Source organism: Anaerobacillus alkalidiazotrophicus (genome assembly GCF_001866055.1).
On record NZ_MLQS01000027.1, the window covers coordinates 1 to 16,453 of the forward strand.

The window sequence follows — 16,453 nt, forward strand, 5'->3', positions numbered from 1 at the left end:
AAAAATCGTATGACATGATCAACCTCTTCAACCTTCTTAATGAGCACATCTTTCAATCCTGGCAAATCTATGATAAAATTCACTCACACGCAACCCCAATCTTTTACTTGTTTCTCGTCAATTCAAGTATAAAAGAATTGGTAGGTTGCGTGTTCTTTTTTGCTTCATGGGCTACGCCCATGAAGCAAAAAAGAAGAATATCACCACTAACCTAATTGTTTGGATACCCCAACAATTATTATAGAGCCTGTTTTTTTAAATTTATTTTACAATATGGATTGGCATACCAATTGCAACTTCAGCTGTTTCCATTGTAATTTCCCCTAGAGAAGGGTGAGCATGAATAGTCATTGCAATGTCTTCAGCAGTCATTCCTGCTTCAATAGCTACACACGCTTCTGAAATCATATCTGAAGCATTTGTACCAGCAATTTGGACACCAAGTACTAAGCCATCCTCTTTGCGCGTAACCATTTTCATAAATCCATCAGTTTCATTCAATGATAGCGCACGGCCATTGGCAGCAAATGGGAATTTAGATACAACAACATCATATCCAGCATCTTTTGCTTCAGCTTCCGTCAAACCAACAGACGCTAATTCTGGACCAGAGAACACTACTGCTGGGATTGCTAAGTAATCAACTTCTGCCGGATGTCCTGAAATAACTTCAGCAGCTACCTTACCTTCATAAGAAGCTTTATGTGCAAGCGCTGGCCCATCAACAATATCTCCAATAGCGTAAATTCCGCTAATGTTTGTTTTACATTGCTTATCAACTTTTACTAATCCACGCTCTGTCATCTCAATCCCAACTTGTTCAAGACCAAGCTCCTCTGTATTAGGACGACGACCAACCGTTACTAACACATAATCAGCATCGAATGTTTGTACTTCGCCTTTAATTTCTGCAGTTACCTTAACACCATCAGCCTTTTCTTCCACACCTTTTGCTAAAGCTTCAGTGAAAATATTAGCTCCGTTCTTTTTCAAACGGTTAGATACTAATTGACTCATTTGTTTTTCAAAACCTGGTAAAATTTGTTTACCACCTTCTAAAACTGTGATCTCAGTTCCTAGGTTGGCATAAGCAGCACCCAATTCAATCCCTATATAACCGCCACCAATAACAACCATCTTTTTAGGGACTTCCTCTAAAGCTAAAGCTCCAGTAGAAGAAATCACCCGCTTACTCCATTTGAACACTGGAAGTTCGATCGGACGAGAACCTGTAGCGATAATACAATTATTGAACTTATACGTTTGAGAAGATTTCTCATCCATAATGCGTACAGTAGTCTCATCAACAAAGTATGCTTCACCTTTAACAATATCAACTTTGTTGCCTTTTAATAACGCTTCTACTCCACCTGTAAGTTTGTTTACAACCGAAGCTTTCCATTTTTGCACCTTTGAAAAATCTAATTTCACATCACTGACTGCAATCCCAATATCTTCCGAATGTAGTGCATCGTGATATTTATGACCTGCAGCAATTAATGCTTTAGACGGGATACAACCTACATTTAAACAAACCCCACCTAAATTACCTTTTTCAACAATCGTTACCTTTTGCCCAAGCTGTGCTGCTCGAATAGCAGCAACATATCCACCAGGTCCAGCTCCAATGACAAGAGTATCTACTTCTACCGCAAAATCTCCTACTACCATCTATTACGCCTCCATTACTAATAATTGTGGATCATTCAGTAAGCGTTTAATATGATTTAACGCATTTTGTGCTGTTGCACCATCGATTAGACGGTGATCAAAACTTAATGATAACGCAAGAACAGGAGCAACAACTATTTCCCCATCTTTCACAACTGGTTTTTCAGCAATACGCCCAATACCTAAAATCGCTACTTCTGGATGGTTAATAACTGGTGTAAACCACTGTCCACCTGCAGAACCAATATTTGTAATGGTACAAGAACCGCCTTTCATAGCATCCGGAGCTAACTTACCTTCACGTGCTTTTACAGCTAAATCATTAATCTCTGATGAAATTTTAAAAATTGATTTACGATCTGCATCTTTCACTACCGGGACTAATAAACCTTTATCAGTATCCGCTGCAATACCGATGTTGTAATAGTGCTTATAAACAACTTCTTCATTAACATCATCAATAGAAGCGTTTAATGCTGGATACTCACGTAACGCAGATGTTAAAGCTTTTACAACATAAGGTAAGTACGTAAGCTTAATCCCTTTATCTGCAGCAACAGTTTTAAACTTACTACGATGTGCTACTAAATCCGTTACATCTACCTCATCCATTAATGTTACATGTGGTGCAGTATGCTTTGAGTTAACCATTGCATTAGATATTGCTTTACGTATCCCACTCATTTTCTCTCTAGTTTCTAATTCACCATGTACAGGAACATAAGGTTTTACTTCCTTCTTAACTGCAGCATTTTGTGCTTGACTTGCCTCTACATTTGTTTCAGTTTCTGTTGGCGCTTGTGCCGCTGCCGGAGCTCCATTTCCAAAATTATCAATATCAGCTTTCAAAATACGTCCATTATTACCCGAGCCCTGAACTTTACGAATGTCAATACCTTTTTCACGAGCATATTTGCGTACAGAAGGCATAGCAATAATACGTCTAGTTTCATCCACTTCGACTTCTACAGATGGTTGTGTAGATTTAGTACTTGTTGCTTCTTGTACAGGCTCAGAAACTTCCGCTTCTTCTTCATCATGATGTCCATGAGCTGATGCTGGAATTTCCCCATCATAATCAATTGTTACTAGTACATCTCCTACTACAGCTACTGTACCTTCCGATACTTTTAATTCTAATATCTTTCCTTCAACAGGAGATGGAATTTCCACTACTGCTTTATCATTTTGAACCTCAAGTAAAATATCATCTTCTTTAACCTCGTCACCTGGCTTTACAAACCATTTAACGATTTCACCTTCATGAATACCTTCACCGATATCAGGAAGTTTAAATTCGAACGCCACAAAAAACGCCTCCCTTTTCCAATTCCACACGTAGTTTTTGATTATTTATAATCTGCTTTCTCGTAGATATATATCTAGTTAAGCAAGAAAAGCGCAAGCGCCTTGGTCACGAGCGATAGGCACTGGAAGACCTTTGACAAAAGCCGCTCTTTGGCTTCCGAAAAGGACTGAAGTGACCGAGCTCGTAGGCGCTGGAGCTAGACAGTTTCTAAGTTAGAATTTATCAATTCTTATCTTTGAACAAATCAATAAATGAATTCACAAAATTAGAAGTTAATAACTTTTTTCGCTGTATCTACAATCTCTTTATATCCTGGTAACCAAACATCTTCAGCTGAAGCAAACGGGAATACAGTGTCTGGTGCAGTCACACGTAGTACCGGTGCTTCTAAACTTAATATAGCTCTGTCATTAATTTCAGCTACTACATTCGCTGCAATACCAGCTTGCTTTTGTGCTTCTTGCACGACAATAGCGCGATTTGTCTTCTCAACCGAACTGATGATTGTTTCAATATCTAATGGACTAATTGTACGAAGGTCAATAACCTCTGCTTCAATTCCTTCTTTGGCAAGTTCTTCAGCGGCCTTTAACGATGAATGAACCATCGCTCCATAAGTTATAATAGAGATATCTTTTCCTTCTCGCTTCACATCTGCTTTACCTAACTCAATTGTATATTCCCCTTCAGGGACTTCCCCACGGAATGAACGGTAAAGTTTCATATGCTCTAAAAATACAACTGGGTCATTATCGCGAATAGCTGAAATTAATAAACCTTTAGCATCATATGGTGTTGATGGAATAACAACTTTAACACCTGGTGTTTGCGCCATTAATCCTTCTAAGCTATCTGCATGTAATTCCGGAGTCTTAACTCCACCACCAAAAGGTGAACGGATCGTCACTGGTGAATGATAAACTCCACCAGAACGATAACGCATTCTTGCCATTTGTGCAGCTATCGAATCAAAAACTTCAAATACAAAGCCAAAGAATTGAATTTCCATAATCGGGCGAAAACCTGTTAAACCGAGACCAATTGCCAATCCACCAATCCCTGATTCAGCTAATGGTGTATCAAAAACTCGATCTTCCCCAAACTCAGCTTGAAGGCCCTCAGTCGCACGGAAAACCCCACCGTTTTTCCCTACGTCTTCACCGAATAAGAGAACGTTTTCGTCACGTTTTAACTCTACCCGCATGGCATCTGTTATTGCTTGGATCATTGTCATTTGTGCCATAATTATTTCGTCTCCTTTGCTTTATATTGTTCCATTTGTTCTTTTAGGTTAAATGGTAGCTCCTCATTCATAAATCCAATTAAATCAGTTACCTTTTGTTTAGGAGCACCGTCAGCTTTTTTAATAGCTACTTTAATATCTTCTTTTGCTTGCTCTACAACTTCATTTTCTTGCGCTTCTGACCATAAATTTTTCTTTTCTAAAAACTTACGGAAACGTACGAGTGGATCTTTCTTTTCCCACTCATCATCTAGATCCGATGTACGATAACGCGTCGGATCGTCTCCAGCCATCGTATGAGGTCCGTACCTATATGTTAATGTTTCAATTAAAGTTGGTCCTCCACCATTTAATCCACGCTCACGAGCTTCTAAAGTTGCTGCATAAACAGCCAACACGTCCATTCCATCTACTTGTACTCCGTGGATACCTGCCGCAACTGCTTTCTGAGCAATTGTTTTTGCAGCCGATTGTTTTTCAACAGGTGTAGAAATGGCAAAACGGTTATTTTGAACAACGAAAATCGCTGGCGCATTATACGCCCCTGCAAAGTTTAGACCTTCATAAAAGTCACCTTGAGAAGCACCACCATCACCTGTATAAGTAATTGCTACAGTGTTTGTATTTTTACGCTTAAGACCTAACGCAATACCTGCAGCTTGAATAATCTGTGCACCAATAATTATTTGTGGCATTAATACATTTACACCTTCTGGCATTTGACCACCTTTATAGTGACCTCTAGACCATAAGAACGCTTGCTCTAATGTAACTCCATGAAAAACGATTTGAGGAATATCACGGTATCCCGGTAAAATCCAATCTTCTTTTTCTAGTGCAAAGTGAGTTCCTAGCATTGAAGCTTCTTGCCCTGCAACAGGAGCATAAAATCCTAGTCTTCCTTGGCGATTTAAAGAAATCGCACGTTGGTCCCAAATTCTTGTATATACCATTCTTTTCATTAATTCTTGTAATTGTTCATCACTTATGTTCGGCATAGCCGCTTCGTTAACAACTTCCCCTTCTTCATTTATAATTTGGAAGGTTTCAAATTGACTTTCAACTTTTTCTAAAGTTTTCGTTTTCATCGTACTCTTCACCTCTTCCTTTCCTATACAAAGAAATAGTAATCATCGCTTTTAAACTCTAGTTTATGGTGCCCATTTATTTATTCATTACAACTGTAATCAAATCAATAAGATATAGTTAAAACGATTGATTTTAATAAAATTGTTGTTTAAACCTAAATTATCTGTATTAGTTTTCCGTAAACAAATATGAAACAACTCTCTTATTTGATACTAATTCTACAATATGTGAACATTTTTTGTCAACGGTTTAAGACTGATAAATAAACACTTTTTTGAACGCGATCTAAATTACAGACGAAAAACAACCAAAAACTGTTATAGTCAATACATAAAATCTGTTATACACCTATAGAAAAAACCTTAATTTAACAACATTACAACAGTGTTAATACACACAAAACTGTTATATTTTCCAACAAAAAAAGAAACCCATGCAGGTAAAGAATTTGGTATTTTACATCACACCTAATTCATTACTTTTTTGAATTTCTTTTCTAATTATTCAATTATAAGTAACTTCTAAATCAACTAATTCATAAAATTTCTTTTTTAATTCATTATATTCATTTGTATATTGATTAAAGAGATCTTTATATTCATTAACTTTCTGATAAGATCCATTCACTTTCTCATGTTGTACCTCAAGCTCTTCAATTGTTAAGTCTTCCTTTATAATGAGTTCATAAAGTTCTAAATCATATGCAATGGCACGGTGATATTCTTCATACAGTTTCATGTATGTATTATATCTACTATCCATGACATTAACTAAACCATTTGCCGATTTAACAAGTTCTTCATCCTCAATAGTTTCAATTATTGGCTTTATCAAAGAAAATTCTTCATATGCTTCTTCAATGCTCGCTTTTTCAATATCAACCATTTCCTTTCTTGAATCAGCGAACTCTTTAGCTTTCTTTGCCAATGGTTCAATTTCCTCTATATTAGCAAGATTTAAAATTTCGTTGTAAAGTTCATATTCTTCGCTTTCAACCTTAGATAATGGTACTTGTTGCTCTTCAAAAACCAACTCTAAACTAACCGCTTTTTCTAAATGATTGTAAATTTCTTCACCTGGATTTGACTTGGCGCACCCTGAAACAAACAATAACAATAAACCGAATATAAATACATATTTCAATTTTTTCTTAACCAAAATATTTCCCCCTTTTACTAAACTTCCATATAGGAGTTTATAAAAACACTATAACAAAAATTGACTTTTTACAAAACGAAAAAGAGACACTAAGATATATAATTATTATATTTACCAACTACTTATTTAGTACAGGTAATATTAATGCTTGCACGTAAATTGAACTATATCTTTCTTTTTTTGGACCATTAGTATACTATAGCAGTATATGTAATTCATTAGAAACACTACACATCGGCAAGGGAGATGAAAATACGTGATAACAATGAAAGACGTTATAAAGGAAGGACACCCAACATTACGTAGTGTCGCTAAAGAAGTTGAAATACCAGCTTCAAAAGAAGATAAAGAAACACTAAGGAAAATGATGGAATTCTTACATAATAGTCAGAACCCCGAAACAGCAGAAAAATATGGATTAAGACCAGGTATTGGTCTTGCAGCACCACAAATTAATGTTAACAAACGAATGATTGCTGTTCTTGTAAACGACGAAAACGGCAACTTACACGAATATGCATTATACAATCCAAAGATTGTAAGTCATTCCGTTGAAATGACACAATTAGAAAATGGTGAAGGGTGCCTATCTGTTGATCGAGACGTCCCTGGACTTGTTCCAAGGTATGCAAGAATTACTGTCCAAGCTACATCGATAGATGAGGAAGAAATATCAATAAGATTAAAAGGACTAACCGCAATTGTTTTCCAACACGAAATTGATCATTTAAACGGGATTATGTTCTACGACCGCATTGTAGAAAATAATGATCCATTTAAAAAATCGATCCCTTCTTCTTTTAAATAATAAAAGTACAAGCATACATTAGAAGACAATGACGTGTAGACTACTTCGGTCTACACGTTTTTACTTTTTCTTAGCCATCACTATAGAAATTTTTCCATTAATGAGATTGCTTATTTAGTACATACTAAATATAGAAAAAAATCTATAAGATGAGTAAAGGATAGGTGAAAAAAATGCTTAAAAAATGGCGTGAAAAATTACTCAAACGTTGTCGTGACCTTCTACCTAAGAAACGCCTATTAGAAAGCTAAATTTCCTTTCATATTATTGGTTAATTACCCAACTATTTGTGATCTTTTAATAAATCATGTATGATGCTATTTATGATGTTTTTTTCAATCTCCAAAAACATGCTTGTTTAAAAAGCATGTTTTCGTTTCATATTTAATTATAAAAAGAAAAACATGAAAAAATAACCAGTATCATTTATAATAAATGAAAGATAAATTAACGATTTGCTAAGGAGAGGTTTATATGATTTACAAAGTATTATTTCAAGAAAAGATTACCGAAGTTCCAGTTCGAGAAAAAACACAATCCATTTATGTAGAAGCAAGTTCCGAAATGGAAGTTAGGCAAAAGTTAGCTTCAAAAGTATACAATATCGAATTCGTATTACCAGTAACAGGTGAATACCTTGAGTTTGAAAAACAAAATGAGAATTTCAAAGTGGAGAATATATAAAATATGAAACAAGTGAAAAATAATCAAACAGCTATATTCGCTCTAGGTGGTCTCGGTGAGATCGGAAAAAACACATACGGTGTACAGTTTCAAGATGAAATCATCTTAATAGATGCAGGAATTAAATTTCCAGAAGATGAATTACTAGGAATAGATTACGTTATTCCAGATTACACTTATTTAGTGAAAAACGCAGATAGAATTAAAGGGTTATTCATTACGCACGGTCATGAAGATCACATTGGAGGGGTTCCTTACCTATTAAGGGAAATCAACATCCCAGTATATGGCGGGAAACTCGCTTTAGGGTTACTTAAAGGGAAATTAGAAGAGCACGGTTTACTTCGAAAAACGAAAATGATTGAAATCCAAGAAGACGATGTCATTAAGTTCCAAAAGACGTCTGTCACATTCTTTAGAACAACTCACAGTATTCCAGATTCATATGGGATAGTTGTCAAAACACCTCCAGGAAACATCGTTCATACTGGAGACTTTAAATTTGATTTCACCCCAGTCGGTGAACCAGCTAACTTAACAAAAATGGCTCAATTAGGACAAGAAGGAGTACTATGCCTCTTATCCGACAGTACAAATAGCGAAGTGCCTGGTTTTACAATGTCAGAAAGAAAAGTCGGAGAAAGCATCGACTCAATTTTTCGTAAAGTAGAAGGTCGAGTGATTTTCGCAACTTTTGCATCAAATATCCACCGACTTCAACAGGTAGTGGAATCTGCAGTAGCGAACAAACGAAAAATTGCTGTTTTCGGAAGAAGTATGGAAAATGCTATTAACATCGGACAAGATTTAGGTTATATTACTGCTCCAAAAGGTACATTTATCGACCATAGTCAACTCAATAAACTACCAACAAACGAAGTAACAATATTATGTACCGGAAGTCAGGGAGAACCAATGGCTGCATTATCAAGAATTGCTTTTGGAACTCACAGACAAATTCAAATTATACCTGGAGATACTGTAGTCTTTTCTTCTTCACCAATTCCAGGAAATACATTAAGTGTAAGTAAAACAATAAATCAATTATATCGCGCAGGTGCTGAGGTCATTCACGGATCATTAAGCGATATCCATACTTCAGGTCACGGTGGTCAAGAGGAACAAAAACTTATGCTACGCTTAATGAAGCCGAAATACTTTTTCCCAATACACGGCGAGTACCGCATGCTAAAAATGCACGTAAAACTTGCTGTTGATTGTGATATTCCAGAAGAAAATTGTTTTGTGATGGATAACGGCGAAGTCTTGGCCGTAAGTGAAAATGAAGCTGCTATCGCTGGTAAAATACCGTCTGGTTCTGTTTATGTTGATGGCAATGGTATTGGCGATATTGGAAACATCGTTTTACGAGACCGAAGAATATTATCTGAAGAAGGTTTAGTTGTCGTTGTTGTTAGTCTAAATATGAAAGAATTTAAAGTAACTGCAGGACCTGACATTATTTCAAGAGGTTTTGTATATATGCGCGAATCAGGTGACTTAATAAATGATGCTCAAAAACTTTTAGCTAAACATTTACAAGCCATTATGGACCGTAAAACGACTCAATGGTCTGAAATCAAAAATGAAATCACGGACATTTTAGGACCATTTTTATACGAAAAAACAAAACGTAAACCAATGATCCTACCTATTATCATGGAAGTTTAATAAAAAATTTTCTAATACAAAAGGTTGTCTCAAATCAATGCATTTGACGACAACCTTTTATTTATCCAAAAAGAACTTCTAAAATTCCTACTCATTCGTTATATCAAATAATGCATTTTCCATTTAAACAATCTTAATCTTATAAAAAAGAGAGTTAAATTAACTAGACAAAAACGATTGTCGCTCTAGAAAAGCGTAAGTGCCTCGAATACTTACATACCCATCGCTTAAAGTCAACTCGAGCTGAGATCTTGGAACTAAACTACAAAAATTTTACCCTAACCTTCAAAACTAGCATTCTATTTTTACCTATACAAAAGGAACACCGAAACAAGGTGACGGCGTTCTTCATGTATGTGTGTGTTTTTATAAGTTAATTATTCTTCTTTAATTCCTAATACACGATTAACACGCTTTGTGAGCATTTTCATACCCCCACCACCAGCTTGGTAATGACGTAACTGCCCTTCACTATCAAATACATAATAAGCAGGAACATATTTGTTTTCAAAGGCATCAGTTAACTTATGTGTGTTATCAATATAAATTGGCTGTGTTATTTCATGCCCCTCGGCAACTTGATTAATTTCTTCGATATTAAGGTCCTTCTCACTGCGGGGCATATGCACGGCTACGACATTCAGCTGATCTTTATATTTATCTCGTAATTCATTAACATTCGGCATCGCATCTTTACATAATTTACAACTAATCGACCAAAAGTGAAATAATGTTGGTTTTTCTCCAACTAGATCTTCTCTTGTTACCTCCCCATTTAGCCACTGAGTTGCACCATTAAGTTCTGGCATCGGCGTTCTTAATTTCATTTTTTATGTCCTCCTTATGTAACTCGTAGGTTTAAACCGTTTAATAAAAGGCCTAACAAAAATGCTAGACCTTTTTATTATACAATTTCCTATAGTTTACAACAATTATAATGTTTCTTGACCCGGCTTCCAGTTAGCAGGACATAGACCACCAGTTTGAAGAGCTTGAAGGACACGTAACGTTTCGTCCACATCACGACCAATATTATTATGGTTAACAACTGAATACATTAATTCACCATCTGGGCTGATAATAAATAAACCACGAAGTGCGATACCAGCATCCTCAATTAACACGCCGTAATCTCTAGAAATAGCATGATTAGTATCAGCTGCTAAAGGATATTTTAATTCCCCTAAGCCATTATCTGTACGGTCTGTGTTAATCCAAGCTAAATGTGTATGAATTGTGTCTGTTGAAACTCCAATTACTTCAGCCTCTATATCTTCAAACTCATCATAACGATCACTTAAAGCTGTAATTTCAGTTGGACAAACAAAAGTAAAATCCATTGGATAGAAGAAAAGAACTGTCCATTTGTCATTTTTCATATTTTCTTCTAAGCTCACTTTTCCAAACTCTTTATTAGGCATTACTGCTTCCATTTCAAATCTAGGCGCTTGCTTAGCTACCATTCTTTTATCACTCATATGTAAAACCTCCTAAAATTTTTATGTCCCCGACGGGTTTTTTTATAACTATTATTATATAAAAAAGTTATAAATACTCAGTAGTCATTTTACAATTATTTTAAATTACTAAATTAATCCTTTACATAATAACACTAAAGATATTATAACCATATTTGGGTTAAATACACCAACCCTATGCTTATAGCGAAGACGTAAATTCTCAATTTAAAAATAAGTTTGTTTATTTTAAGGATGATAAAAATTATGTTAGACTCTTCATTATGATTAGTTTTATCCTGTTACAGGAACAATAAAAAGAAAAAAGGAGTTAGATAAAAATGGATTTTGAATGGATTATGCAATACGATTGGTCTGCTTTTATTTTAAACCTTATCATTATTTTGGTTCAATTATTAGCTATTTTCCTTGTATATTTACTGGCAAAGAAAATAGGATCCGGACTAATAATCAAATCTTTTTCAAAATTACAGGAGCAAAAGGGTATGCATCCTGGACGTACAAAAACATTAGAAAAGCTAACCATTAATGTTTTTACATACTTTCTAATTTTTATTTTAATTACCATTGTTATCGGCATTTTCGATTATGAAATTGCTCCATTAATTGCCGGAGCTGGTATTATCGGGTTAGCAATTGGGTTTGGGGCGCAAGGATTAGTTAGTGATGTAGTAACTGGTTTTTTCATTCTACTTGAAAAACAAATTGAAGTAGATGAATATGTATCTATGGCAGGGTTAGATGGTGTTGTCGAAGAGGTAGGTTTACGCACAACAAAACTTAGAGGATTTGACGGAACCTTACATTTTATCCCCAATAGACAAATTTCTAATGTAAGTAATCATTCACGTGGTACTATGCGCGCGTTAGTTGATATTAGCATTTCATATGATGAAAATATCGATAAAGCTATGGATGTGCTACAACAAGCCTGTGACGAAATCGCAAAAATAGACGAGACTATAAAAGAAGGTCCTAACGTTGTAGGGGTGCAAAGTTTAGGCGATTCTGATGTCGTAATTAGAATTATCGCAAAAACTGAAAATATGGCACAATGGGCTGTAGAAAGAAGATTAAGAAAAGCATTAAAAGAAACTCTCGATCAACATGGTATAGAAATTCCATTCCCACATCAAGTATATATAGAAAAGAAATAAGGAATGACTTTAGAATGAACTACTGTGCTAGACTGCAACAGTAGTTCTTCGTTTGTCATTCCTTTCCTTTCCTCTTATACTACTGTCACCTTAAGTGCTAGTAATAATTAATACTGAGTACAACAATTAGCTAGCTATACACCAAATAAATACCTTCGTTGTCTTTACAAATTAATGAAGCTTGCTTTCCACTTGCTGACAAACTTCGTCTGCACTTAACCCGTGGGCATTAATAACAGAACCTTGAGTGATTACATTTTGAATACCCATCATATTTTGATCTTGTCCTGTGATTACGCAGCAATCACAACCTGCCGCATCGTTTTCTTGCTTTAACTGGATTACATCATACCCTTTTGCTTGTAATGCTTCTTGTACAGCTGTTAAAGATTGTTCAACTCCAATTTTCGGCATGAACTATTCCTCCTTCCAATTGTTCCATTAAAATAAGAGATAATTTCTCTACAACGGTAATGTTTCCAAACAAATGGAAGATTATTCTGATTTATACCGATTTTAAATAATCAACTAGTAAATCAATCGTAAATGGTATAGCATCTTCATCTGGATTTAGTAAACCTGAATGTAAACCATAATCCGAATTTACACCTAACCAAAACATGAACCCAGGAATTTCTTCAAGAAAATAGCCGAAATCTTCACCCGTCATAGCTTCATTACATTCCACAAAATTCACATTCGACTTCTTTTTTAAAAACGAAATAAATTCATCTGTAACTGCTTCATTATTGTATACTTGGCAATAATTCGACCCATAATCAATCGAAGCACTACATTCAAACCCTTGTTCTATCCCTTTTACTAAAGCGCCAATTCTATCTTTAATTTTACCCATTGAGTCTAAAGATAACGTCCTTATTGTCCCTTCTACTCTTGCCTTTTCAGCGATAATATTTTGTTTTGTACCTCCTGTAATCTTACCGATAGTAACAACAGCAGAATCAAGAGGGTCTATATTTCTTGAAACGATCGACTGTAATTGTGTTACGAAATAACTTGAGGCTACTACCATATCATTCGCTGTTTGCGGGTAAGCGGCATGTCCACCTTTACCTACGAAATCAATAAACAGTTCTGAAGTATTGGCAAAAAGTAATCCCTTTCTAGTTGCTACCGTCCCAACTGGATACTCTGGTGCTATGTGTAGTGCAATAATCATATCTGGACGATTGGCTTTTAAATAATCACTATTAAGCATTGGCTGAGCTCCACCTGGACCTTCTTCAGCAGGTTGAAAAATAAATAATAAAGTTTCCTTTGGCTGATTATTTGCAAAATATGTTAGCACTCCTAAAGCGATACTCATATGAAAATCATGACCACAACCGTGCATTTTACCTTCATGCTTGGATTTAAATGTTAGATTCGTTTCCTCTTCCATTGGTAAGCCATCAATATCAGCACGATAAGCGATAACTTTTGTAGGATCTGAACCCTGTACCTTAACAAAAATACCTGTTTTCCAGGTATCAATAGCTATAAATTGCTGCGGTAAACTCTTTATGTATGATAGAAGGTATTCTTGTGTTTTCCACTCTTCAAAACCTAACTCAGGTATTTGGTGTAATTCCCTTCTTATGTCGATAAATTGAGAATTATTCATAGTAACTACCTCTTTTTTATAAGTTTAACGTGCATTTGTTACAAACGGTTATTCGTCTACTTTTCCTTATTAGGTAAAGAAATTGCCTACTGCCTAAAAAGGCTGTAGGCAATGATATTATCATTAATTATCTTCGTTTAAGCGACGAAGCTCTTGCTTGATTTCAGTTTTCCCTTTTGTTTTTTCATCGATTTCTTTAATAACGCGTGCAGGTACGCCAGCTACTACCGTATAAGGAGCAACATCCTCAGTAACGATTGCTCCTGCAGCAACTACTGCTCCCTTACCTACAGTAACTCCTTCAAGAATAACTGCATTAGCACCAACAACTACGTCATCTTCAACAACAACCGGCTTAGCAGACGGCGGTTCAATTACCCCAGCTAATACAGAACCAGCACCGATGTGACAGTTTTTACCTACTGTCGCTCTTCCACCTAACACTACGTTCATATCTATCATAGTTCCTTCACCAATTACAGAACCAATGTTAATAGAAGCCCCCATCATAATTACTGCATTATCACCAATTTCAACTTGATCACGGATTACGGCACCTGGCTCAATTCTTGCTTTAATATTTTTCATATCTAGTAAAGGAATTGCAGAATTACGACGATCGTTTTCTACTACAAAATCCTCAATTTTACCTTCATTTGCCTTTAGAGCAGCATCAATTTCTGACCACTCACCAAATAAAGTTCCTGTATTACCATTGATAAATGTCTTTGTAGCTTCACCAAAGTTAATACCTTCTAGATCACCCTTCACGTATACCTTTACAGGTGTAGACTTCACACTGTTTGAAATAAACGAAATAATTTCGTTTGCATCCATCATTTTCATCTCTTTTTCCTCCTAAATCATATGTACTGTTTTTATTTAAAGATGCAATGAAAACTATGTATACTTTTTATACTAATTAGTACAACTAGCACAACATCAGTTATCTTATATTATCATCTATAAATATTCATACTTTATGTAAGTATAAAACAAATAAATCATATTTACTCTATCAAAAAGTTGAATGAGTGACAAGAAAAATTACTTGTTTTTTTTATTTCATTGTATATTGAATGTATTTCATCATTTGTTATTCTTTCCACAAAGATACTATATTTAGTTACTACTTAAGTGCACATAGGTCAATTACAACCAAAAGCTGCACCTTCAATGGTTAGAAAGTGTCCAACAATTGAGGTGCAATTCAAATTTCAAAAGAATTCACATTGTTTTATTTAAAATTTCATTTGGATGTTAACAGAAGAAACAATTGAGTGGACGTTTAATTTATATTTTGGGATTATATTCATTGCTAAATTACAAAAGCCTCCTCATCCAAATATACCTTATAGCATTATTTTTCGTTTCCGATTCAAAAATTAATTGTAAGTCTTTTTTATGGTATCTTATTGTCCAAAAACCATCCATTGGATCAAGCTCTTCGTTGTCTGGTTCTCCTAATTGGTCAATCACATTAGTGCGTAACAAATCACTCTCTTGTAGTTTTTTTACTATAGCAACGATTATATCCGTTTCTGGATTTACAATAAACGTTACCTTATCATAATCATAAAAAAAACCACCTTCATAAGAACCTACTTCATTCGGTTTACCATACATAGCGAGAATAGATTTTTTTCGATCTCCAATCTTAAGTGCAATATCTGAAAATTCTTTTTTTATAAACAGATCAAATGCATCTTGATTTACTGCTTGTTTCACAGAATAAATGCTACTTATCCCTAATGTGTTAGTCTTTTCAAAGGTAGCACCAACTCTTTCTTCATAACTATGAATGAAATGAATAAAAAATAGTAGAATAAAAATTATAGGAGACAATACAAGTTTTCTGCTCTTTTTAACCATAGTAAATCACTCCCTAACTTTTACATACCCATATTTTTTACTTTCTATTCAACTTATGCTAATCATCTTCTACAAAAAAACTGAGTGAGGGAAGCCACCTCACTCAGTTTTTCTTGCTTTCTACTATAATTTAAAATCACTAATACTTTATTATTCCTACACTACTCTTATTACTTTGATACTTCAGGGGTACTTTCATCTTTTTCTTCTATTCCAAAAGCTTTCTTGAATTTCTTTTCTTGGAATCCTAATATTAACTTACCATTTACATAAGTTGCAGGAGTTCCAGATAACTTTTTAGCACGTAATTCATCAAAATACTCCTTATGTAAAGATACATTTCGTAATTCGTGTTCAATTCCCCAATCATTCAGTTGAGTTTTTACTTTTTCACAATACGGACAACCTGAACTAATATAAACAATTACTTCAAATGATGACACGTAATTCCCTCCAATTTTTCAATTTATCTATTATGTATATCATATAAAAACATAGTATTATAGTCAATTTTAAATTATAATTACTTTAAACTAGTGAGAGGATTGTTTATCATAGTCTAGTTAAAATTTTATAGGAATGTATAAAAAAACAACAATGTTTAATCAATTAAAACAACATTATAACGTTATTTATAGAGTAATGCACCCCTTTTTAACTAAAGTATGCTATTATTAAATAGAAAGGCC

Annotated in this window: 16 protein-coding genes; 4 read left to right on the forward strand and 12 right to left on the reverse strand. The window is 34.7% G+C overall.

Features of this window, described 5'->3' with window-relative positions; all coding sequences use genetic code 11:
• Window positions 1-261: 261 nt before the first annotated feature.
• The 5 genes from lpdA to BKP45_RS15595 form a co-directional block, all read right to left on the reverse strand.
• A complete protein-coding gene (gene lpdA, locus BKP45_RS15575; protein WP_071390622.1) occupies window positions 262-1,671 on the reverse strand; it encodes a dihydrolipoyl dehydrogenase in 1,410 nt (469 codons plus the stop codon).
• A 3-nt stretch (window positions 1,672-1,674) separates the two neighbouring features.
• A complete protein-coding gene (locus BKP45_RS15580; RefSeq protein ID WP_071390623.1) occupies window positions 1,675-2,979 on the reverse strand; it encodes a dihydrolipoamide acetyltransferase family protein in 1,305 nt (434 codons plus the stop codon).
• A 266-nt stretch (window positions 2,980-3,245) separates the two neighbouring features.
• Window positions 3,246-4,223 (reverse strand): alpha-ketoacid dehydrogenase subunit beta, encoded by a 978-nt coding sequence (locus BKP45_RS15585; protein WP_071390624.1) that lies wholly within the window; start codon window positions 4,221-4,223, stop codon window positions 3,246-3,248.
• 2 nt (window positions 4,224-4,225) lie between these two features.
• On the reverse strand, window positions 4,226-5,311 hold the full coding sequence (pdhA, locus tag BKP45_RS15590) for a pyruvate dehydrogenase (acetyl-transferring) E1 component subunit alpha (protein ID WP_071390625.1): 1,086 nt from the start codon (window positions 5,309-5,311) through the stop codon (window positions 4,226-4,228).
• Window positions 5,312-5,816: 505 nt separating this feature from the next.
• On the reverse strand, window positions 5,817-6,470 hold the full coding sequence (locus BKP45_RS15595; protein ID WP_071390626.1) for a YkyA family protein: 654 nt from the start codon (window positions 6,468-6,470) through the stop codon (window positions 5,817-5,819).
• Between the two features lie 256 nt (window positions 6,471-6,726).
• On the opposite strand from BKP45_RS15595, the gene def reads away from it, so the two are divergent.
• The 3 genes from def (at window position 6,727) to rnjA (ending at window position 9,633) form a co-directional block, all read left to right on the forward strand.
• Complete coding sequence (gene def, locus BKP45_RS15600; protein ID WP_071390627.1) at window positions 6,727-7,278, forward strand: peptide deformylase; 552 nt, start codon at window positions 6,727-6,729, stop codon at window positions 7,276-7,278.
• A gap of 474 nt (window positions 7,279-7,752) precedes the next feature.
• Window positions 7,753-7,962: a DNA-dependent RNA polymerase subunit epsilon gene (locus BKP45_RS15605; protein WP_071390628.1), complete on the forward strand. Its 210-nt coding sequence runs from the start codon at window positions 7,753-7,755 to the stop codon at window positions 7,960-7,962.
• A 3-nt stretch (window positions 7,963-7,965) separates the two neighbouring features.
• The gene (gene rnjA, locus BKP45_RS15610; RefSeq protein WP_071390629.1) at window positions 7,966-9,633 is read left to right on the forward strand and encodes a ribonuclease J1; all 1,668 of its coding nucleotides are present in this window, start codon (window positions 7,966-7,968) and stop codon (window positions 9,631-9,633) included.
• Between the two features lie 377 nt (window positions 9,634-10,010).
• Here rnjA and BKP45_RS15615 read toward each other — a convergent pair whose 3' ends face one another.
• Together BKP45_RS15615 and BKP45_RS15620 are read right to left on the reverse strand one after the other, a co-directional pair.
• Window positions 10,011-10,460 (reverse strand): redoxin domain-containing protein, encoded by a 450-nt coding sequence (locus tag BKP45_RS15615; RefSeq protein WP_071390630.1) that lies wholly within the window; start codon window positions 10,458-10,460, stop codon window positions 10,011-10,013.
• 105 nt (window positions 10,461-10,565) lie between these two features.
• Window positions 10,566-11,111 (reverse strand): peroxiredoxin, encoded by a 546-nt coding sequence (locus BKP45_RS15620; RefSeq protein ID WP_071390631.1) that lies wholly within the window; start codon window positions 11,109-11,111, stop codon window positions 10,566-10,568.
• 320 nt (window positions 11,112-11,431) lie between these two features.
• On the opposite strand from BKP45_RS15620, the gene BKP45_RS15625 reads away from it, so the two are divergent.
• Window positions 11,432-12,268 (forward strand): mechanosensitive ion channel family protein, encoded by an 837-nt coding sequence (locus tag BKP45_RS15625; protein ID WP_071390632.1) that lies wholly within the window; start codon window positions 11,432-11,434, stop codon window positions 12,266-12,268.
• 171 nt (window positions 12,269-12,439) lie between these two features.
• On the opposite strand, the gene BKP45_RS15630 is transcribed toward BKP45_RS15625, so the two are convergent.
• From BKP45_RS15630 to BKP45_RS15650, 5 genes are all read right to left on the reverse strand, one after another.
• Window positions 12,440-12,682 carry a YkuS family protein gene (locus tag BKP45_RS15630; RefSeq protein ID WP_071309921.1) on the reverse strand — a complete coding sequence of 81 codons (243 nt, stop codon included), beginning with the start codon at window positions 12,680-12,682 and terminating at the stop codon, window positions 12,440-12,442.
• 91 nt (window positions 12,683-12,773) lie between these two features.
• On the reverse strand, window positions 12,774-13,892 hold the full coding sequence (locus BKP45_RS15635; RefSeq protein ID WP_071390633.1) for an N-acetyldiaminopimelate deacetylase: 1,119 nt from the start codon (window positions 13,890-13,892) through the stop codon (window positions 12,774-12,776).
• Between the two features lie 123 nt (window positions 13,893-14,015).
• Window positions 14,016-14,738: a 2,3,4,5-tetrahydropyridine-2,6-dicarboxylate N-acetyltransferase gene (dapD, locus tag BKP45_RS15640; RefSeq protein WP_071390634.1), complete on the reverse strand. Its 723-nt coding sequence runs from the start codon at window positions 14,736-14,738 to the stop codon at window positions 14,016-14,018.
• Window positions 14,739-15,215: 477 nt separating this feature from the next.
• Window positions 15,216-15,764 carry a hypothetical protein gene (locus BKP45_RS15645; protein ID WP_071390635.1) on the reverse strand — a complete coding sequence of 183 codons (549 nt, stop codon included), beginning with the start codon at window positions 15,762-15,764 and terminating at the stop codon, window positions 15,216-15,218.
• Window positions 15,765-15,934: 170 nt separating this feature from the next.
• A complete protein-coding gene (locus tag BKP45_RS15650; RefSeq protein WP_071390636.1) occupies window positions 15,935-16,207 on the reverse strand; it encodes a glutaredoxin family protein in 273 nt (90 codons plus the stop codon).
• Window positions 16,208-16,453: the final 246 nt, after the last annotated feature.